General features: G+C 63.2%; 18 protein-coding genes. 2 read left to right on the top strand and 16 right to left on the bottom strand.

What is annotated here, in order from left to right; translation table 11 throughout:
* Positions 1–43 precede the first annotated feature (43 nt).
* The 4 genes from ptsP to AAGS40_RS01565 form a co-directional block, all read right to left on the bottom strand.
* On the bottom strand, positions 44–2,635 hold the full coding sequence (gene ptsP, locus AAGS40_RS01580) for a phosphoenolpyruvate--protein phosphotransferase (protein ID WP_345812766.1): 2,592 nt from the start codon (positions 2,633–2,635) through the stop codon (positions 44–46).
* An 11-nt stretch (positions 2,636–2,646) separates the two neighbouring features.
* Positions 2,647–3,654, bottom strand: coding sequence for an SIS domain-containing protein (locus AAGS40_RS01575; RefSeq protein WP_345814461.1), 1,008 nt, complete (start codon positions 3,652–3,654; stop codon positions 2,647–2,649).
* A complete protein-coding gene (nagA, locus tag AAGS40_RS01570) occupies positions 3,647–4,750 on the bottom strand; it encodes an N-acetylglucosamine-6-phosphate deacetylase (RefSeq protein WP_345812765.1) in 1,104 nt (367 codons plus the stop codon). The genes AAGS40_RS01575 and nagA overlap by 8 nt, the downstream gene beginning before the upstream one ends.
* Before the next feature lie 135 nt (positions 4,751–4,885).
* A complete protein-coding gene (locus AAGS40_RS01565; protein ID WP_345812764.1) occupies positions 4,886–5,620 on the bottom strand; it encodes a GntR family transcriptional regulator in 735 nt (244 codons plus the stop codon).
* A 369-nt stretch (positions 5,621–5,989) separates the two neighbouring features.
* Between AAGS40_RS01565 and AAGS40_RS01560 the strand changes: the two genes are divergently transcribed.
* Positions 5,990–6,916, top strand: a complete 927-nt coding sequence (locus tag AAGS40_RS01560) for a bifunctional helix-turn-helix transcriptional regulator/GNAT family N-acetyltransferase (protein ID WP_345812763.1) — start codon at positions 5,990–5,992, stop codon at positions 6,914–6,916.
* A gap of 170 nt (positions 6,917–7,086) precedes the next feature.
* Here the strand turns inward: AAGS40_RS01560 and AAGS40_RS01555 are convergent, their stop codons facing one another.
* The 6 genes from AAGS40_RS01555 to AAGS40_RS01530 form a co-directional block, all read right to left on the bottom strand.
* Positions 7,087–7,899, bottom strand: coding sequence for a MetQ/NlpA family ABC transporter substrate-binding protein (locus AAGS40_RS01555; RefSeq protein WP_345812762.1), 813 nt, complete (start codon positions 7,897–7,899; stop codon positions 7,087–7,089).
* 226 nt (positions 7,900–8,125) lie between these two features.
* On the bottom strand, positions 8,126–8,764 hold the full coding sequence (locus tag AAGS40_RS01550; protein WP_345812761.1) for an SCO family protein: 639 nt from the start codon (positions 8,762–8,764) through the stop codon (positions 8,126–8,128).
* Positions 8,765–8,768: 4 nt separating this feature from the next.
* Positions 8,769–9,674 carry a heme o synthase gene (gene cyoE / locus AAGS40_RS01545; RefSeq protein ID WP_345812760.1) on the bottom strand — a complete coding sequence of 302 codons (906 nt, stop codon included), beginning with the start codon at positions 9,672–9,674 and terminating at the stop codon, positions 8,769–8,771.
* Positions 9,675–9,679: 5 nt separating this feature from the next.
* Positions 9,680–10,789, bottom strand: a complete 1,110-nt coding sequence (locus AAGS40_RS01540; RefSeq protein WP_345812759.1) for a COX15/CtaA family protein — start codon at positions 10,787–10,789, stop codon at positions 9,680–9,682.
* A 22-nt stretch (positions 10,790–10,811) separates the two neighbouring features.
* Positions 10,812–11,501, bottom strand: a complete 690-nt coding sequence (locus AAGS40_RS01535; RefSeq protein ID WP_345812758.1) for a cytochrome C oxidase subunit I — start codon at positions 11,499–11,501, stop codon at positions 10,812–10,814.
* 68 nt (positions 11,502–11,569) lie between these two features.
* Complete coding sequence (locus AAGS40_RS01530; protein ID WP_345812757.1) at positions 11,570–12,286, bottom strand: SURF1 family protein; 717 nt, start codon at positions 12,284–12,286, stop codon at positions 11,570–11,572.
* A gap of 111 nt (positions 12,287–12,397) precedes the next feature.
* Between AAGS40_RS01530 and AAGS40_RS01525 the strand changes: the two genes are divergently transcribed.
* Entirely contained in the window at positions 12,398–12,607 is a 210-nt protein-coding gene (locus AAGS40_RS01525; RefSeq protein ID WP_007179452.1) for a twin transmembrane helix small protein, read from the top strand.
* A gap of 224 nt (positions 12,608–12,831) precedes the next feature.
* Here AAGS40_RS01525 and AAGS40_RS01520 read toward each other — a convergent pair whose 3' ends face one another.
* The 6 genes from AAGS40_RS01520 to coxB all read right to left on the bottom strand — a co-directional run bounded on the left by AAGS40_RS01520 (position 12,832) and on the right by coxB (position 18,324).
* Complete coding sequence (locus tag AAGS40_RS01520; protein ID WP_345812756.1) at positions 12,832–13,689, bottom strand: cytochrome c oxidase subunit 3; 858 nt, start codon at positions 13,687–13,689, stop codon at positions 12,832–12,834.
* A 112-nt stretch (positions 13,690–13,801) separates the two neighbouring features.
* Positions 13,802–14,011, bottom strand: a complete 210-nt coding sequence (locus AAGS40_RS01515) for a DUF2970 domain-containing protein (RefSeq protein WP_345814456.1) — start codon at positions 14,009–14,011, stop codon at positions 13,802–13,804.
* Positions 14,012–14,046: 35 nt separating this feature from the next.
* Positions 14,047–14,667: a cytochrome c oxidase assembly protein gene (locus tag AAGS40_RS01510; RefSeq protein ID WP_345812755.1), complete on the bottom strand. Its 621-nt coding sequence runs from the start codon at positions 14,665–14,667 to the stop codon at positions 14,047–14,049.
* Positions 14,668–14,709: 42 nt separating this feature from the next.
* Positions 14,710–14,844, bottom strand: coding sequence for a cytochrome oxidase small assembly protein (locus tag AAGS40_RS01505; RefSeq protein WP_345812754.1), 135 nt, complete (start codon positions 14,842–14,844; stop codon positions 14,710–14,712).
* A gap of 166 nt (positions 14,845–15,010) precedes the next feature.
* Entirely contained in the window at positions 15,011–16,624 is a 1,614-nt protein-coding gene (gene ctaD, locus AAGS40_RS01500) for a cytochrome c oxidase subunit I (RefSeq protein ID WP_345812753.1), read from the bottom strand.
* Positions 16,625–16,668: 44 nt separating this feature from the next.
* A complete protein-coding gene (coxB, locus tag AAGS40_RS01495) occupies positions 16,669–18,324 on the bottom strand; it encodes a cytochrome c oxidase subunit II (RefSeq protein WP_345812752.1) in 1,656 nt (551 codons plus the stop codon).
* Between the last annotated feature and the right edge of the window lie 44 nt (positions 18,325–18,368).

The following is an 18,368-nucleotide window of genomic DNA, read 5'->3' as shown; positions in this document are numbered from 1 at the left end:
ATGAGCGTCTGGTAAGCGAAGCTGGCAGCCGACCGTGCGGACTTCAGTCCAAAGGCCAGGTTTCGCGACTTGCTGCTCTTACCGCCTGTGCCGATTCGAGCGCCAGGGCATCCTGGGCGCGCTGGCGGCACAGCTGATAATCGAGATTGCGCACACGTGCCTTGATGCCCGGCACGGAAACCGGGTCAACCGACAGCTCGGTCACGCCGAGACCGACGAGCAGCGGCACCGCGAGCGGATCGCCCGCCAGCGCGCCGCAGACGCCGACCCATTTGCCGTGCCTGTCAGCGCCTTGCACGGTCGCCGAAATCAGGCGCAACACAGCTGGATGCAGACCGTCCGCCTGCGCGGCGAGGTCCGCCTGACAGCGGTCCATCGCAAGCGTGTACTGCGTCAGATCGTTGGTGCCGATCGACAGGAAATCCGCGTGCTTCGACAACTGATCGGCGAGCAGCGCCGCCGACGGCACTTCGATCATCACGCCGACTTCGATCGGTTCCGTGCGGCCCATTTCGCGCGCGAATTGATCGATGCGCGCGCGAATCCGGATCAGTTCGCCGACATCGGTCACCATCGGCAGCAAGATGCGCACTGCGCCGAGCGGCTGCACGGCCAGCAGCCCGCGCAACTGATCGTCGAGCAGATCGGGACGCACCTGCGCGAGGCGAATGCCGCGCAGGCCGAGCGCGGGGTTCGGCTCGGGCGGCAGCGTCAGATAATCGACTTCCTTGTCCGCGCCGACATCCAGCGTGCGGATAATCGCGGTACGGCCGCTCAGTGCATCCACGATGCCCTGATAACTCTGGCGATGCTCGTCGGTGGTCGGCGCCGCCGCACGGTGAATGAACAGCAGCTCGGTGCGTAACAGACCGACCGCGTCGGCGCCGTTTGCGACAGCGGCCTTCGCATCGTCGAGCGTGGCGATGTTCGCGGCCACTTCGATCGCGCGCCCATCCGACGTGAGCGCTGCCTGCTGCGAGGTGCGGCGATTCGCTTCGCGCACGTCCGCAAGGCGCGAGCGTTCAGCGCGCGCGCGTTCCACATCGAGTTCGGTCGGCGCGAATTCGAGACGCCCGGCCGTGGCGTTCACTACCACTTGCGAGCCTGGCGGAATCGCGTGCAACGCATCGCCCACGGCGACCAGTGCCGGAATGCCCGCCTGGCGCGCGAGAATCGCCGCATGCGAGGTCGCGCCGCCGCGTGCCATCACCAATGCAGTCACGCGCGACCGGTCGAGCGACGAAAGGTCGGAGGGCGTGAACTCGTCGGCCGCCAGTACCGCTTCATCGGGCAGCGTGCGCGCCGCCGCGTTCGTGTAACCAAGCGCGCGCAGCACGCGTTTTTCAATGTCGCGCAGGTCCGCCGCCCGCTCCGCGAGCAGCGCATCTTCGATCCGGGCGAGGATCGCGATCTGTGCGCGGATCGCTTCGCGCCACGCAAAGCCGGCGCTCTTGCCGAGGCTGATCAGATCGCGCGCGGCATCGAGCAGCGTCGGGTCTTCCAGCAGCACGCGATGCACCGCGAAAATGCCCGCCTCGCCAACCGCGCCGCGTTGCGACGCATCGCGCACCGTGGTGCCGAGATCCGCGTCGACAGTGGCAATCGCCCGGTCGAGCAAACGGCTTTCCGCTGCCGACGTACCGGTTGCCTGCTCGGGCGGATCGATATCGGCGTCGTCCCAGCGCACCAGCTTGCCGAGCGCGACGCCCGGCGCCGCGCACACGCCCGCGAGCGTATTCGGTGCAAGCGTTTCGCCGGACGGACGCGCCGCCGCTTGCGGCGCAGGTGACGGCGTGCGCGCCGGCTTCTCTTCCACTTCGCCGTGCGCTTCACGCGTGAGTTCGTGCGCGATCGCATCGACCGCGGCGCGCGCTTGCGGACCCACGCCGAGCAGCTCGACAGTCGCGCCTTGCCCAGCGCCCAGTCCGAGCAGACCGACTACGCTTTCGATCGCCGCCTTGCGTCCTTCGTAGCGCACTTCGACGCGCGCGTCGAAGCTGCGCGCCGCTTCACGAGCCCGTGCCGCCGGACGCGCATGCAAGCCGCCGGCGTGAATCAGCGTCACGTTGGCACGGGCCTCCTCCGTCACGTTGGTCGCGCTCGCCTCGCGCGACGCCTTGGCTGCCGCGCCGTCACGCGCGCGGAGGATCAGCATGGGCGTTTCACCCGCCTTCAGCACGCCGCCCTGCACGCGCTCAATGATCTCGAAAGCGTCCGAATTCGCGATTGCGATCACCGACACGAGGCTTGGCGCATTCAGCGCGATCTGGTCCTGGTCGAACTCGATCAGGATGTCGCCGGCACGCACCCGGGCGCCCTGCTCGACCATCGGCGCGAAACCCTTGCCGTTCAGTCCGACTGTGTCGATACCGATATGCAGCAGAATTTCTGCGCCTTCCCCGGTCGCAATCGTGACCGCGTGGCCGGTGCGCGCGAGATGCGTGACGATTCCGTCGCACGGCGCGACGAGGCGGCCTTCGAGCGGATCGACGCCTATGCCGTCGCCGAACATGCCACCCGAAAACACAGGGTCGGGCACGTTGGCGAGCGGCACGACCGGACCGGTCATCGGCGCGAGCAAAACAATGTGGCCTTCAGAATGGCTCTTCAAGCGGGACTCCTCGACACGTCGCATCTGATGTCTCGTCAGTGAGTTTCGGTGACTTTGTTGAGATGGCGCGGCGCGTCAGGATTGCGCCCGCGCGCGGCGGCAAGGCCGGCGGCCATCACGTAAAAGGACAGGATTGCGGCGATCGGATCGAGCGCCGCGTGGGCGGTAGTGGCGAGCGGCAGCGTCGCTTCGGGCACGTCGGCGGGCGCGGCGAGCAGCACGCGCGCGCCACGCGCCTGCATGTCGCGGGCGAGTTGCAGCAGGCCGGCCTGCTCCGGGCCGCGCGGTGCGAACACCAGCAACGGGTAATCGCGGTCGATCAGTTCCATCGGACCGTGCCGCACTTCCGCGCTCGAAAACGCTTCGGCCTGGATGCCGGACGTTTCTTTCAGCTTGAGAGCGGCTTCCTGCGCGATCGCGAGGCCCAAACCGCGGCCAATCACGATCATGCGTTCCACGCCGCGCAGTTCTTCGACAGCCGTCGACCAGTCCAGCTTGCCCGCGGCTTGCAGCGCCTCAGGCAGCGTAGTCAGCGCGGCGAGCAGTTCGGCGTCTTTCTGCCAATGCGCGACCAGTTGCGCGGCGATCGACAGCATCGCGATATAGCTTTTTGTCGCCGCGACGCTCAGCTCAGGTCCGGCAACGAGCGGCAGATGGAATTCGCAGGCGTCGGCGAGCGGCGAGCCCGGCGCATTGACGGCGGCGACGGTCAGCGCGCCGGCTCTGCGCAACGCCTCCATCGTGCCGACCAGATCCGGGCTCTTGCCCGACTGCGAAAACGCGAGCGCGAGCTGATCGCGCACCTGCAACGGCGCCTGCTGGAGCGTGGCGACGGACATCGGCAGCGACGCGACGGGAACACCCAGGCGGCTCATCGTCAGGCTGGCGAAATAGCTTGCCGCATGGTCCGAGCTGCCGCGTGCGACTGTCAGCGCCACGTGGCGCGGCTGCTGCGCGAGCCTGGCTGCGAGCGCCTCGACGCGCGAGGTGTCCGAGAGTTGCGCGGCGACCGTTTCAGCGGACGCCAGCGCCTCTTTAAGCATATTCGACAATTGCTTCTCCTTCGACGTAAGTCGCGGTCAACGCCAGTTCACGATCGAACACGACAACGTCGGCCCACGCACCGCGCGCGATGCGGCCGCGGTCTTCGATGCCGAGATAGTCGGCGGCGTAGCGCGACAAACGGTGTGATACGTCGTCGATCGGCAGACCGATCGACACGAGATTGCGCAGCGCCTGATCCATCGTCAGGGTGCTGCCGGCGAGCGTGCCGTCGGCAAGGCGCACGCCGCCGAGGCACTTGGTCACGTGCTGGCTGCCGAGACGGTATTCACCGTCGGGCATGCCGGTGGCCGACGTGCTGTCCGTCACCACGTACAGACGCGGAATCGCGCGCAACGCAGCGCGAATCGCGCCCGGATGGACGTGCAGCAGATCGGGAATGATCTCGGCGAATTCAGCGTGCGCGAGCGCCGCGCCGACGAGGCCAGGATTGCGGTGATGCAGCGGCGACATTGCGTTGAACAGATGCGTGAAGCCACACGCGCCATGTTTGAGCGCGGCGACTGCGTCGTCGTAAGTTCCGAGCGAATGGCCGAGTTGCACGCGCACGCCGCGCGCCGCCATTTCGGAGATGATCTCCATGTGCCCTGCGATTTCCGGCGCCAGCGTGACCACGCGAATCGGTGCGATCGACAGGTACTTCAGCACTTCGTCCATCACCGCGGAGACGGCCGCGTCCGGCTGCGCGCCGAGCTTACCGGGGTTGATGTACGGCCCTTCCAGATGGACGCCGAGCACGCGCGAGCCGCCCGGCGTGCGAACCCGCGCGTTGTCGCCGAGGCCCGCCACGACGCTCATCAGTTCGTCGCGCGGCGCAGTCATCGTGGTGGCGAGCAGGCTCGTGGTGCCGTGGCGCGCATGCGTGCGCGTGATGGCCTCGATGGCGTTGCCGCCTTCCATCACGTCGGAACCACCGCCGCCATGCACGTGAAGATCGATGAAGCCAGGCAGGATGTACGGCGCGTCGTTCCTGGACGGATCGACGGGCTCGCCCGTCAGCGACGTGATACGGCCGTTTTCGTATTCGAGCGTGCCGTGAATCCAACCGTCGGTAGTGAGTATGTTTCCGGTCAGCATGTGTCTCTCTGATGAGGCGTGATACGTGATGTGACTGAATCGGGTTGGCTGGCGCCGCTCGGGCGGCAGGCGTCATGGCCGGGTCCGCTTGCCATTCAGGCGCGCAGCCCGGGCGCCAGGTTCAGAGGTGTCGCTTCAGGTGCGCAGTTCGGCGACGAAGTCGTAGTAGTCGTCGCGGCAATAGGTGTCAGTCAATTCGATTGCGCGCTGGTCCGCGCTGTAGCCAATACGCGTAATGACCAGCAGCGCCGAGCGGGGTTCGATATCCATCAACGACGCGATTTCGCTCGACGCGTTCACCGCCCGAAAGTGTTGCAGCGCGCGCACCACGGCTGCACCGCGCTGTTCCAGATAACTGTAAAGAGATACGCCGATCGCCTGCGGATCCGGCACGATCGCGACCGGCAGCGCCGAATGCTCCACCGCCATCACGATGCCGTCCGCACGGCGCAGCCGCCGCAGACTCGCTACCACGGCGCCGGGCGACAGCCCGAGATGCACCAGTTCGTCGCGATTGGCGGCGCGGATATCGCGCTCGAGCCACACTGAGTCCGGCCGGAAGCCGCGCTGCTGCATCTTTTTCGTGAAGCCGGTGAGGCGGGAAAGCGGATCCTCAACGCGCGGCGTAATGAAGCTGCCCGCGCCGCGCGCCCGCCGGATCAGCCCCTGCTCGACCAGTAGCTCGATCGCCTTGCGCGCCGTAATGCGCGAGACGCCGATGGCGTCCGACAACGTACGCTCCGACGGCAGCGCCTCACCCGCTGACCACACGCCGCAATGGATTGCCGTCGCAAGATTGCGCGCGAGCTGCAAATAGAGCGGCGTGACGTTGCGAGCGTCAGGCATAAGGGCGGACCAGCGAGTTTCCATGGGGCTCCGGCGGTCGACAGAAGAAAAGCGGCGCAACGAAATGAGAGCCCATTATATAACCAACATAATACCAGTCAATCTAGTGGTCTCATGTTGGTATGATGGGGCTCAAATCCTTGCTGGACGGGCGTTCCTGCGATTATTCGGGCGCCCGGCAGGGGGTTTTGGTTGACCAGGATTTACCCGTACACACCGTACCGGCCCGCACGGAAACGCATTTTTTCGCTGCGCAAAACGAGAAGCGCAGTCATTGCGAAGACCTCTTTAATACCAGTGGAGGCTGCGCAGCGCTTGCGTGCCTTTTTTAATCACCGCGGTTCCAATATAGTGCTGTGTACCCAAGCCATAACAATTCCGGGGGAGCCGCATTTGACAGATTCCGAGGCGCTACGACGCGCTCAGGCCGTCCGCCATTTCAACCGCTTCTACACTCAGCATATTGGTGCTTTGCACGAGCATCTGGCGAAGAGCGAGTTCTCGTTGACTGAAGTGCGTGTGCTGCACGAGCTCTCCCGTGGGCGGGCGCAGACGGCTTCTGTGCTTGGGCGATCACTGGCACTCGATAGCGGCTATCTCAGCCGCCTGCTCACCAACTTCGAACGGCGCAGTCTGATCACCCGGCGTCCGTCGGAATTCGACGCGCGTCAGTCGCTGATCTCGCTTACCGAATCCGGCCACGCCGCCTACGCGCCGCTCGACACCGCCGCCATCAAAGAGGTCTCATCGCTCCTCGCCGGACTCAATCCGCTTGCTCAGGAACAACTGATCACCGCGATGAAGACCATCGAACGGCTTCTCGGTGCAGAGCCGTCGCACGAACTCGTCGTGTTGCGGCAGCCTCAGTCCGGCGAATGTGGTTGGCTCGTGCATCGGCAGGCGCAATGGTTTCGCTCACAGCACGGCTGGGATCAATCGTTCGAAGGGCTGCTTGCCAGGGTGGTCGCCGACTACACGCAGCGCAGTGATCCGGTGCGCGAAATGTGCTGGGTCGCCGATCAGAACGGACTGGTGGTTGGCTCCGTGTGTCTCGTCAGTGTTTCGACGACGGTCGCCGGTGTGCGTCTGCTGTGGGTCGAACCGGACATGCAGCGGCTCGGTATTGGTACACAGCTCATCAACGCGTGCCTGCGTTTCGCTCGCCGTGCGGGCTACACCAAACTCACGCTGACCACGGCGAGCAGCCTGATCGAGCCGCGTCAACTGTGCGAGCGCACCGGCTTCAAGGTTGTTGCGGCGTCACCGGAGCGACGCTTCGGCAAGGATCTGACGATCGAGCGTTGGGAACTGAATCTTTAGAAAGTCACGCTACAGCACGCGACGGGCGACGGGCGACGGGCGACGGGCGACGGGCGACGGACAACGGGCAAAAAAAACGCCACGGATTTGCCGTGGCGTTTCTGATCTGACTGCGGCCAGCTATACCTGGCTGTTCAGCCGCGTTCTTCACGCCCGACTGGGCGATCCGCTTAGAACGACGGCACCACCGAACCCTTGAACTGCGTGTTGATGAACTGCCGCACGTCTTGCGACTGGTATGCGGCCACGAGTTTCTTGACCCACGGCTTGTCTTTGTCCTGCGTGCGCACGGCAATCAGATTCGCATACGGGCTGTGGATGTCTTCCAGCGCGATCGCATCTTTGGTCGGCTGCAGACCGGCGGCGAGCGCAAAGTTCGTGTTGATTGCGGCCGCGTCGACGTCCGACAATGAGCGCGGCAGTTGCGCGGCGTCCAGTTCGAGCAGTTTGATCTTTTTCGGATTCTCGGCCACGTCGAGCGCGGTCGCGTTATTGCCCTTCGTGCCCGCGCCGGCTTTGAGCTTGATCACGCCTTGTGCCTGCAGCAACAGCAACGCGCGATTTTCATTCGATGGATCGTTCGGCACCGCGACCTTGGCGCCTTGCGGCAAGTCCTTCAACGACTTCAGTTTCTTCGAATAGATGCCGAGCGGCGAAATGTAGGTGAGACCGGCGCTCACGATCTTGTAGCCGCGTTGCTGGATCTGACTGTCGAGATAGGGTTGGTGCTGGAAGCTGTTGGCGTCGAGATCGCCGGCATCGAGCGCGGCATTCGGCTGCACGTAATCATTGAATTCGACGACCTTCACGTTCAGGCCTTCACGCTTCGCTACTTTGGTGACGACTTCCCAGATCTGCGCATCCGGGCCGCCGATCGTGCCGACCTTGATCACCTTGTCGTCGGCGTGCGCGCCGACACTACTGAAAATCGCCGCACCGGCGATGACTGCGGAGAGGGCTTTGATGATGTTTCTGCGCTGCATGTGATTCTCGCGTTCTCTCTGATCGATGTCAGATTCGGTTGAAGCCGGCGGCGGTCTGGCTGATGGCCTGCGCCGCCAACTGGACCGCAAATGGTCTCATAAGCGCAACGCAATGGGAAATATCACGATCGCATATGGGTATGCCACGCGCTGCAACGCGCGTTGCGCCCGGCACCCATTTGCCGGTCTTTGGCTGACCGGCGGCACGTTGCCGCGTTTGAGCGAATCAGTCGAGCAGAAGCTTGATGTCGTGCACCCAAGGCGTTGCGCCCTGGCCGTCTCGCGCGAAAAGACGCAGTTTGCCGTCCGTGTCGAACACGTAGCTCGCCGCCGTGTGGTCCATCGTGTAGCTGTCGGGCGTCTTGCCTGGCACCTTCGCGTAATACACGCGGAAGTCTTTGGTGATCTGCGTGAGTTGTGCCTGATTGGCAGGACGCAAGCCGACGAAACTCGGGTTGAACGCCGGCACGTATTGCGCGAGCAGAGCGGGCGTGTCGCGATCCGGATCGACGGTGACAAACAGCACCTGCACGCGCTTCGCGTCTTCGGGACCGAGTTGCTGCAGCGCTTGCGACAGTTCGGCCATTGTGGTCGGACACACATCCGGACAATGCGTGTAGCCGAAGAACAGCACCACCACTTTGCCCTTGTAATCCGCCATTGTGCGAATTTTGCCGGACGTGTCGGGCAGCGAGAAGTTGCTCGCGAATTGCGTGTTGCCGGTAATGTCGAGATTCGTGAAAGCAGGCGGCTGCTTGCCGCAACCCGCCGCCAACACCGCGCCGCCTAGCGCGCAGGAAATCAGAACGGCACGCACGAGAGCACGTGCCGAACGCGCCGAACGCGTGAAACGGTTTGTCAGCATGGTGTTACGCGCCGATCACGACGCGCGCATAGTGGTCGATCAGCAGTGCGGCGAACAGCAACGACAGATAGACGATCGAATAGCGGAAGGTTTTGCGTGCGAGATCGTCAGAGTATTCGCGATAGATCTTCCACGCATAAGCGAGGAAGACCGCGCCGAGCAACACCGCGGCCACGAGATACACGGCCCCGCTCATGCCGGAGATGAACGGCATCATCGTGACGGCGAACAGGATCACGGTGTACAGCAGAATATGCAGACGCGTGTATTTCTCGCCGTGCGTGTTCGGCAGCATAGGCAGGCCGGCGTTTTCGTAATCTTTGCGGCGATAAAGTGCGAGCGCCCAGAAATGCGGCGGCGTCCACACGAAAATGATCAGTACCAGAATCCACGCGTCGCCCGGAACATGGCCTGTGACCGCGGCCCAGCCGAGCGCCGGCGGCATGGCGCCCGACGCGCCGCCGATCACGATGTTTTGCGGCGTGGCCGGCTTGAGCAGCAACGTATAGATGACCGCGTAACCGACGAACGTGGCGAGCGTCAGCCACATGGTGAGCGGATTGGCATAGGTGTAAAGCGTCCACATGCCGAGGCCGCCCAGCACCGCCGAGAACAGCAGGATCTGCGAAGTGGTGATCTCGCCGCGAGCGGACGGCCGCCACGACGTGCGACGCATTTTCGCGTCGATCTTCTGCTCGACGAGACAATTGATCGCGAAGGCCGCACCGGCCAGCAGCCAGATGCCGACCGTGCCGCCGATCAGAACGGTCCAGGGCACCATGCCGGGCGTTGACAGAAACATACCGATGACGGCGCAAAAGACCGCGAGTTGCGTGACGCGCGGCTTGGTCAGGGCGATGTACTGGGAGACCCGGCTACCGGGCGTTTGGGAGAGTGTTGTGCTGTCCATGTGGGTCACGCTGGCGCGGCGTCGCGCGCAGGAAGCGCAGCACGGCCGGGACGGCTATAAGCGATCCGAAAGTTTAACATAACGAGCAGAAGCAGCAGGATCGCGGCTCCCCCGTTATGCGCGACAGCAATGGGCAACGGCCATTGCAGAACGATGTTCGACAGCCCGGTCACGAACTGGATCAACACCACCAGCAGCACGCCGTTCGCCGGCCGCCGCAGCGACTCGAAGCGGCGCAGTTTCAGCGCGAGCCATACGAGATAGGCGACCACGACGATCGCAAAAGTGCGGTGCGTCCAGTGAATGGCGACAAGAGCGTCCTGCGTGATCATGTCGCCGTCGCCGGTCATGCCAAGCGCGCGCCACAGGTGAAAGCCGTGCGCGAAATCCATCGACGGAATCCATTGGCCGTTGCAGGTCGGGAAGTCCGTACAGGCCAGCACCGCGTAGTTCGTGCTGACCCAACCGCCCAGCGCGATCTGCGCGATCAGCAGGATCAGACCCGCTATGGCTGCCGCGCGCCAGTGCGCGGCCTCCGGTTCATGCGCAGGCAACGGCGTCTGGCGCGCGGCCAGCCAGCCGAGCGTGCCGAGCAGCGCAAGACCGAGCAGCAAATGCGTGGTCACGATGACCGGCTGCAATTTCATCGTGACGGTCCACGCACCGAACGCGCCTTGCACGAGAATCAGCAGCAGCAACGAAGTGGGCCACCACGGCGACACGTGCAACGGGCGGCGCCTGATGCGCGCCGTCCACGCAATGATGGTCTGCGCGATGATCAGCACGCCGATCGCCATCGCAAAGTAACGGTGAATCATCTCGATCCACGCCTTGGTCATACTGACCGGGCCGGTGGGCATGGCCTGATGGGCGGCGGCGATCGCGGCATGCGCAATGAACGGCGACGACGTGCCGTAGCAGCCCGGCCAGTCCGGACAGCCGAGCCCCGAATCGGTGAGGCGCGTGAAGCCGCCGAACATCACCAGATCGAGCGTGAGAAAGGTGGTGAGCCAGACCAGCTTGCGGAATTTGTTGTCGTCGGCCTTGACCCACACGTAGGACAGCGGCAACAACGCGATACACAAGCCGATCAAGGCCAATTGCAGTACGAACATCTCTTTTACCTGGATTGCGGCATCAACCGATGCGCGACCACTTCAGCAGCTTGGTCAGGTCACCCTTGATCTTGCTCGGGTTCGGGTCTTTCGGAAACCGCATCATCAGATTGCCGTTTGGATCGACCAGATAGATGTGGTCGGTGACTTTCGTGCCGGCGTCAACGGGCAACCATGCAGACACCTGCGCCGGATCGGCGATCAGCATGTCGGTGTCGGGATACGCCTTTTGTATCACGTCGGGGACGTTGTGTGCATCGGTGCGCAGCCACACTTCCACGACACGCTCGCGTTCCGGGCCCTGAGCTGCGCGGATTTGCCGCATGAAATACAGCTTCGTGGCGCAGGATTTATCGCACGCGCTGCCGTCGACGGAAATCATCAGCCAGTGTCCGCGCAGCGACGCGAGCTTCACGGGCTTACCGTCTTCGCCCGTCGCCACGATCGCTTCGGGGATTGGCCGCTGCGGCTCGACCAGCGAGCCATAGCTCGTAGTGCCGCCCGTCGGCTTAATCACGTAATACGTGAAGTACGACACGGCAATCGGCGCCGCGCAGATGATCGCGACCAGCAGCAGCACCCAGCGGCCGCGCTGCCACGAGCCTTTGCCATTGGGCTGGCCCGGCATTGCGTTCGACGATGCAGGCGCTGCGCGCGAAGCGGCCGCAGCGGGCTTGCCGGCTTGCGGCGAACGGGGAGATTGCGTCGACACTACATGGACCTCTTTCAATGATTGCGCGACGCGTGGCTCTGGTTGAAGCCATACGCCGCGTGCCTGCATCACACGCCCGGCGCGTGCTGTTTCTTCGCCGCACGGCGCGCGGCATACAGGCCGAAGCCGAGCGCCGCGAGCGCCATGCCCCACCACTGGAGCATATAGCCATAATTGCGTTCGACGCCGTTCGTCGGCGCAGGCCAGTCACGTACGAGCTTGTCGCCGTCGTCGCTCAGTTGCTGGATCACGAATGGCTGTAACGGCAAGCCGGTTTCCGCAGCGTAGGCCGCCGTGTCCAGATTCTGACGGATCGGCTGATGCGCGGCCGAACCGCCGTTTCCCAACTCGAAAGCGCGCGACGCGTCGGCGCGCGCAATGCCTTCGATTTCGATCTCGCCCTGCGGCGTCGTGTACGGCGCGATCGTCTCGCGATTATTCATGTTGCGCGGCAGCCAGCCGCGGTTGACCAGCACATAACCGCCGCTCGCGAGTTTAAAAGGCATCACGACGTAAAAGCCCGGCTGATCGTTATACGGACGATTATCCAGATACACGACCTTATCCGCGACGAAGCTGCCGCGCGCCTTCACGCGATGAAACTCGATCTGCTTCAACGGGACCGGCACAGCGCCGACCGTCTGCGCGGGCCCATGCTCGAACTGGGTGATCTGTGCTTCGAGTGCTTCCTTCTGAAGCGCGCGACTGCGTTGCCAGAATCCGAGCCGCACCGTCACGGCAACCACCAGCAGTATCAGCAATACCGGAACAAGGCGAAACTTCATTGGGCACGCCCTGCCGCCACGTTCGGCATCATCGGCAACCTGCGGCAGAGCCCCGCGCGCGGTGCGATAATGAACTTCCTGCCGCTGCGCTTTCTGGTTTCAGTTGGTTCCATGCACATTCTCGTTCCCATCGCCTTCGTCCTGATCATCGCCAGCATGGTGTCGGCGTTGTACTTCATGATGCATGACAAAGGCAAAACCAAGCGGATGGTCTGGTCGCTGGCCACGCGTGTTGGCCTGTCGATCTCGCTGTTCCTGTTCATCCTGTTCGCTCACTGGATGGGCTGGATCCAGTCGACCGGCATTCCTTACGGACGCTGAGCCTGGTCCTTCTTTCAGCCGCCATTCTCGCCGGCCAACGCGGCGCGGACGCCGCACAACCTCTCCACCAGGCAAGACCGCCGCCAAACAAAACGCCGCCCTGACAGGGTCGAGGGCGGCGCTGCATCATGTTCCGTCTACTGCCCTCGCGCTGCGCCCGCATCGAGCGTTAGCGAGGGAAGCCTGCAGTTGCATCCGTTGCCGGGAGTGCAGGCCAGACTGCGTTACAGCCAGTACACCACGACGTACAAACCCAGCCATACCACGTCGACAAAGTGCCAGTACCACGCGGCGCCTTCAAACGCGAAGTGATGATCCGCCGTGAAGTGTCCGCGAATCATGCGGACCAGCACCACGGCGAGCATCGTGCCGCCGAGAAACACGTGAAAACCGTGAAATCCGGTGAGCAGGAAGAAGGTGGACCCATACACGCCCGAAGACAGCGTGAGGTTCAGTTCGTTGTACGCATGGAAGTACTCGAACCCTTGCAGGAACAGGAAGCAGACGCCCAGCACCAGCGTTGCCGCCAGCCAGATGATCGCTTTGCGGCGATGATTCTCCCGCAGCGCGTGGTGCGACACGGTGAGCGTCGCGCCCGACGACAGCAGCAGCGCCGTATTGATGGTCGGCACCGGCCACGGCTGCATCGACTTGAAGGTGGAGACCAGTGCAGCTGGGCCATTGTTCGGCCACACCGCCGAGAAGTCCGGCCAGATCAGTTTGTAGTCGAGGCTGCCGAGTTCATGCAGGGCAATTTGACGCGCGTAGAACAGTGCGCCGAAGAAGGCGCCGAAGAACATGACCTCGGAGAAAATAAACCAGCTCATGCTCCAGCGGTACGACTTGTCGACGTTCTTGCCGTACATGCCGCCTTCGGACTCGGCGATTGCGTCGCCAAACCAGTGCCATAGCGTGAAGAGCAGCCACAACAGACCGACGACGACGCCGACCGGCGCCCAGTCATGTTCGTTAATCCAGGCCGCCAGCGATCCGAGCATGACCAGCAACCCAAGGGCGGCGCTGATCGGATGCCGCGACGGATGCGGTACGAAGTAGTACGGGCTCTCGTTTTGACCGCTCATTCTTGATTCTCCACTTCAGTCCAGTTGTTCCGGAAATTCCGGCTGTGTCTCGGCGGCGCGTCGATACCGCGCCGCGTCTCTCTAATTCGTGGGCCTTGCCTGGCCCGATGCATCAACCGACGACCACACGCACGATCAGAATCAGCGCCACGATGAAGATTGCCGCACAGATCAACGCGGCTGCGATTACATGCAGCGGATTGAGCTGCGTGGCGTCCGCCTCCAGATCGCGGCGCTTGCGAACTCCAAAAAACGACCAGAACACAGCGCGCATCGACTGACCGAAACTGCTCTTGCGCGGCGTGCCGCCGTTATCGCCCATCTTGTCCTGTCTTCCTTCGCCTTCGGTTCGCACCGTCATGCGGGATTGGCGGGGGTGGCCGCAGCCGTATTGTTCGCCGCGGGTGCCGCGCCGCCGGCTTGCGCCGCCGCCGGCGTGTTCAGTTCGAAGAACGTGTACGACAGCGTGATCGTCTTCACGTCCTTCGGCAGCTTCGGATCGACCACGAACACCACCGGCATCCGCCTCGTCTGGTTCGCCGTCAAAGTCTGCTGCGTAAAGCAAAAACACTCGATTTTCTTGAAGTACTCAGTGGCCTGCTTCGGCGCATAGCTCGGAATCGCTTGCGCCTGAATCGTGCGTGCCTGTTCGTTGCTGACCTCGTACATCACCGTTGTGACCTCGCCCGGATGCACGTCCAGACTCCGTTGCTCCGGCTTGAAACCCAGCGGGCCGCGCGCGTTCGCATCGAACTCGATCGAAATCGTGCGGCTCGTGTCGACCTGCGTATTCTTCGCCTCGCGCGCCGTGGCGTCGCGCTGCACGAGATTGTTGATGCCGGTGATCTGGCAGATCGCGCGATACATCGGCACCAGCGCAAAACCGAAACCGAACATCATCAACGCGACGATGAACAGCTTGATCAGCATGGACCGGTTAAAAGAGCGATCGGCCTGGGCCGGGGGTTGCATCGACATCTCGTTCCTCAACAAACCTGCAAGCAAGCCTGGTTCGCCCGATCAGGAAAACCAGACCTGTTTGATGATGACGCTCGCGAAAAAGAACGCCGCGATAGCCAGCATCACCAACCCTATCCGCCTGTTGCCCGCGCGAATCTGCTCCGGCGACCGTCTTTCCTGTGGATTGCGCGTCATGCCTGAATATCTGAATGCGAGTTTCTGGGTGCCAGTTTTGGGTCTTTCATCGCGCCGGGCTCGCCGCCGCGGCGGCTGCCCGGTTCCGCTGCTGACCGCACAGTTCGAACGCTCTGCAAACATGTCGACGGATCGGCACCGGAACCGGCTCACTCGCTGACCGCTGTCATTCGACGGTCGGCGGGTTTTCAAATGTGTGGAACGGAGCCGGGCTCGGCACGGTCCATTCGAGGCCCGTTGCGCCGTCCCACGGCTTGTCGCTTGCCTTTTCGAGCTCGCCGCCGCCGCGATAAGCCGGCAGTGCGACCGCGAACAGAAAGTACACCTGGGCCAGACCGAAGCCGAACGCGCCGATCGAGATGACCTGATTCCAGTCGGTGAACTGCGCCGGGTAGTCAGCATAACGACGCGGCATACCTGCGAGACCGACGAAGTGCATCGGCAGGAACGCGAGGTTGAAGAAGAACAGCGACGCCCAGAAATGGATCTTGCCGCGCGTTTCGTTGTACATCCAGCCGGTCCATTTCGGCGCCCAGTAGTACCAGCCGGAGAACAGCGCGAACAGCGAACCCGCCACCAGGACGTAGTGGAAGTGCGCCACCACGAAATAAGTGCCGTGGTACTGGATATCGAGCGGCGCCATGGCCAGCATCAGCCCCGACAGACCACCGAACGTGAACACGATCAGGAAGCCTACTGCGAACAGCATCGGCGTTTCGAAGCTCAGTGAACCGCGCCACATTGTCGCGACCCAGTTGAACACCTTCACGCCCGTCGGCACGGCGATCAGCATGGTGGCGTACATGAAGAACAGCTGGCCCGTGACCGGCATGCCGGTCGCGAACATGTGGTGCGCCCACACCATGAACGACAGGATCGCGATCGACGACGTTGCGTACACCATCGAGCTATAGCCGAACAGCGGCTTGCGCGAGAACGCCGGAATCACCTGCGACACGATCCCGAACGCCGGCAAGATCATGATGTACACCTCGGGGTGCCCGAAGAACCAGAAGATGTGCTGGTACATGACCGGGTCGCCGCCGCCTGCCGCGTTGAAGAACGACGTGCCGAAGTGACGATCGAACAGGACCATGGTAATCGCGCCCGCCAGAACCGGCATGACGGCGATCAGCAGGTACGCGGTAATCAGCCACGTCCACACGAACATCGGCATTTTCATCAGCGTGAGTCCGGGTGCGCGCATGTTCAGGATCGTCACGACAATGTTGATCCCGCCCATGATCGACGACGCGCCCATCAGGTGGACCGCGAAAATCGCGAAGTCCATGCCGGGGCCCATCTGCGTGGAGAGCGGCGCGTACAGCGTCCAGCCTGCGGCGGTCGCGCCGCCGGGTGCGAAGAACGAACCGACGAGCAGCACCGCGGCAACCGGCAGCAGCCAGAAGCTGAAGTTGTTCATGCGCGCGAAGGCCATGTCCGATGCGCCGATCTGCAGCGGCACCATCCAGTTCGCGAAGCCGACGAACGCCGGCATGATCGCGCCGAACACCATGATCAGCCCATGCATGGTGGTTAGCTGGTTGAAGAATTCGGGACGCATGATCTGCAGGCCCGGCTCGAACAGTTCAGCACGGATCATCAGCGCCATCACGCCCCCTGAGAGGAACATGGTGAACGAGAAGATCAGGTACAGCGTACCGATGTCCTTGTGATTGGTCGCGAACAACCACCGACGCCAGCCATGCGGCGTTTCGTGGGCGTGGTCGCCGTGTACGTGCTCGTGGCCCGCTGTTACATCGTGTCCGATGCTAGACATGACAATCTCCTAATGCGAATACTGCGGTGCTGACCAGGAACACGTCAGGCAGCCGGACTGATCTGAACACGCCGGGCTTCTTTCGCGTCGCTGCTGCCCGTGATCGTTTCCGGCTTCTTCAAGATAATATGATCTTCGGCGATGCCGGCTGCTTTCATTGCGTCGCGCACGGCTTCTGCACGGCTCTTCGCAAGCTTCGCGTTGAGGTCGGCGGAACCGGTGGCGTCGGTAAAGCCCGACACGGCGAATCGTGCATCCGGGTGCGCCTTCGCGTAGGCCGCGGCCGCCTCGACCGCCGCTTTCGCGTCGGCCGGCAACGTGCTCTTGCCCGAGTCGAAGTAGACGCTGGCCGGCAAAGCCGCCTGCGACGCCGCGCTGTCCGACCCCGCCCCGGCCGCTTGCGCGCCGGATGCGTCCGCAGCCGCCGCCGCGCCGGATGCCGCTTCGGCACCGCCTGCCGCCGCGCCGCTCGCCGCACCCGCCGCGCCTGCGTCCGCCAGATGGTTGCCGCCTTCCGGCAGTTTGCCATTGCGGGCGTCCGCCACCTGCTTCGGCTGGAGCATGTCACCCGTGTGGTTGCCCCACGAATTACGTTCGTACGTGATGACCGACGCAATCTCGACGTCGTTCAACGTAGGCGCCCACGACGGCATGGCGTTCTTGCCCTTCAGCACGAGACTCACGTGTTCGGCGATCGCGCCGTTGGCGATCTTGCTGCCGTCGAGCGCCGGGAATGCGCCCGCGCCCTTACCGGTCGGCTGGTGACAGACCGCGCAGTTCGCAGCGTAGACCTTACCGCCCCGGTCCATCAGTTCGGCCATGGTGTACGTCTTGTTCGGATCGTCCTGACCCGCCGCCATTTTTTTCTTCTGCGCGTCGACCCACTTCGCGTAGTCGTCTGCCGACAGCACTTCGACTACGACCGGCATGAACGCGTGTTCCTTGCCGCAGAGTTCAGTACAGAAGCCGCGGAACGTGCCGGTCTTGTCGGCCTTGAACCAGGTGTCGCGCACGAAACCCGGAATCGCGTCCTGCTTCACGCCGAAGGCGGGCACGTACCAGGAGTGGACCACGTCGTTCGCGGTGGTAATGATGCGGATTTTCTTGTTGACGGGGACAACGAGCGGGTTGTCCACTTCCTGCAGATACGTAGTGGAAATCGGTTCACGACCGTCGGTCTCGGCACGCGGGGTGGCCAGCGTGGACAGGAAGTTGATGCCCTCGCCCGGGCCCTTCACGTAGTCGTAGCCCCACTTCCACTGATAGCCGGTGACCTTGATGGTGACGTCGGCATTCGTGGTGTCTTTCATTGCGACCACCGTCCTGGTGGCGGGCAGCGCCATCAGCACGACAATGATGAACGGCACGATCGTCCAGATGATTTCGACCGTGGTGCTTTCGTGGAAATTGGAAGCCTTATGGCCTTTCGATTTGCGGTGCGCGAAGATCGAATAGAACATCACGCCGAACACGCCGACGAAGATGACGAGGCACAGAACCAGCATGAACATGTGGAGGCTGAAAAGCTCCTCAGCGATTTTGGTCGCAGGCGGCTGGAGATTGATCTCGTTGACGGCAGGGCCGCCCGGAACATCGCCCACTGCCAGGGCCGCGCCGGCGAAAAGCAGTCCGCTCATCGCCAGCACACCCATGAGGGCTCGCTTGATTGTTTTCATAGCTTCCTTACCCAAAATTTCCATTCAAACCCTCGACCCCGCCGGCAGGCACTCCCGCGCTCCCCGTG

Source organism: Paraburkholderia sp. PREW-6R, assembly GCF_039621805.1.
Classification (GTDB): domain Bacteria; phylum Pseudomonadota; class Gammaproteobacteria; order Burkholderiales; family Burkholderiaceae; genus Paraburkholderia.
The sequence above is the reverse complement of the archived record's forward strand: the minus strand, read 5'-3'. Positions and strand labels throughout refer to the sequence as shown.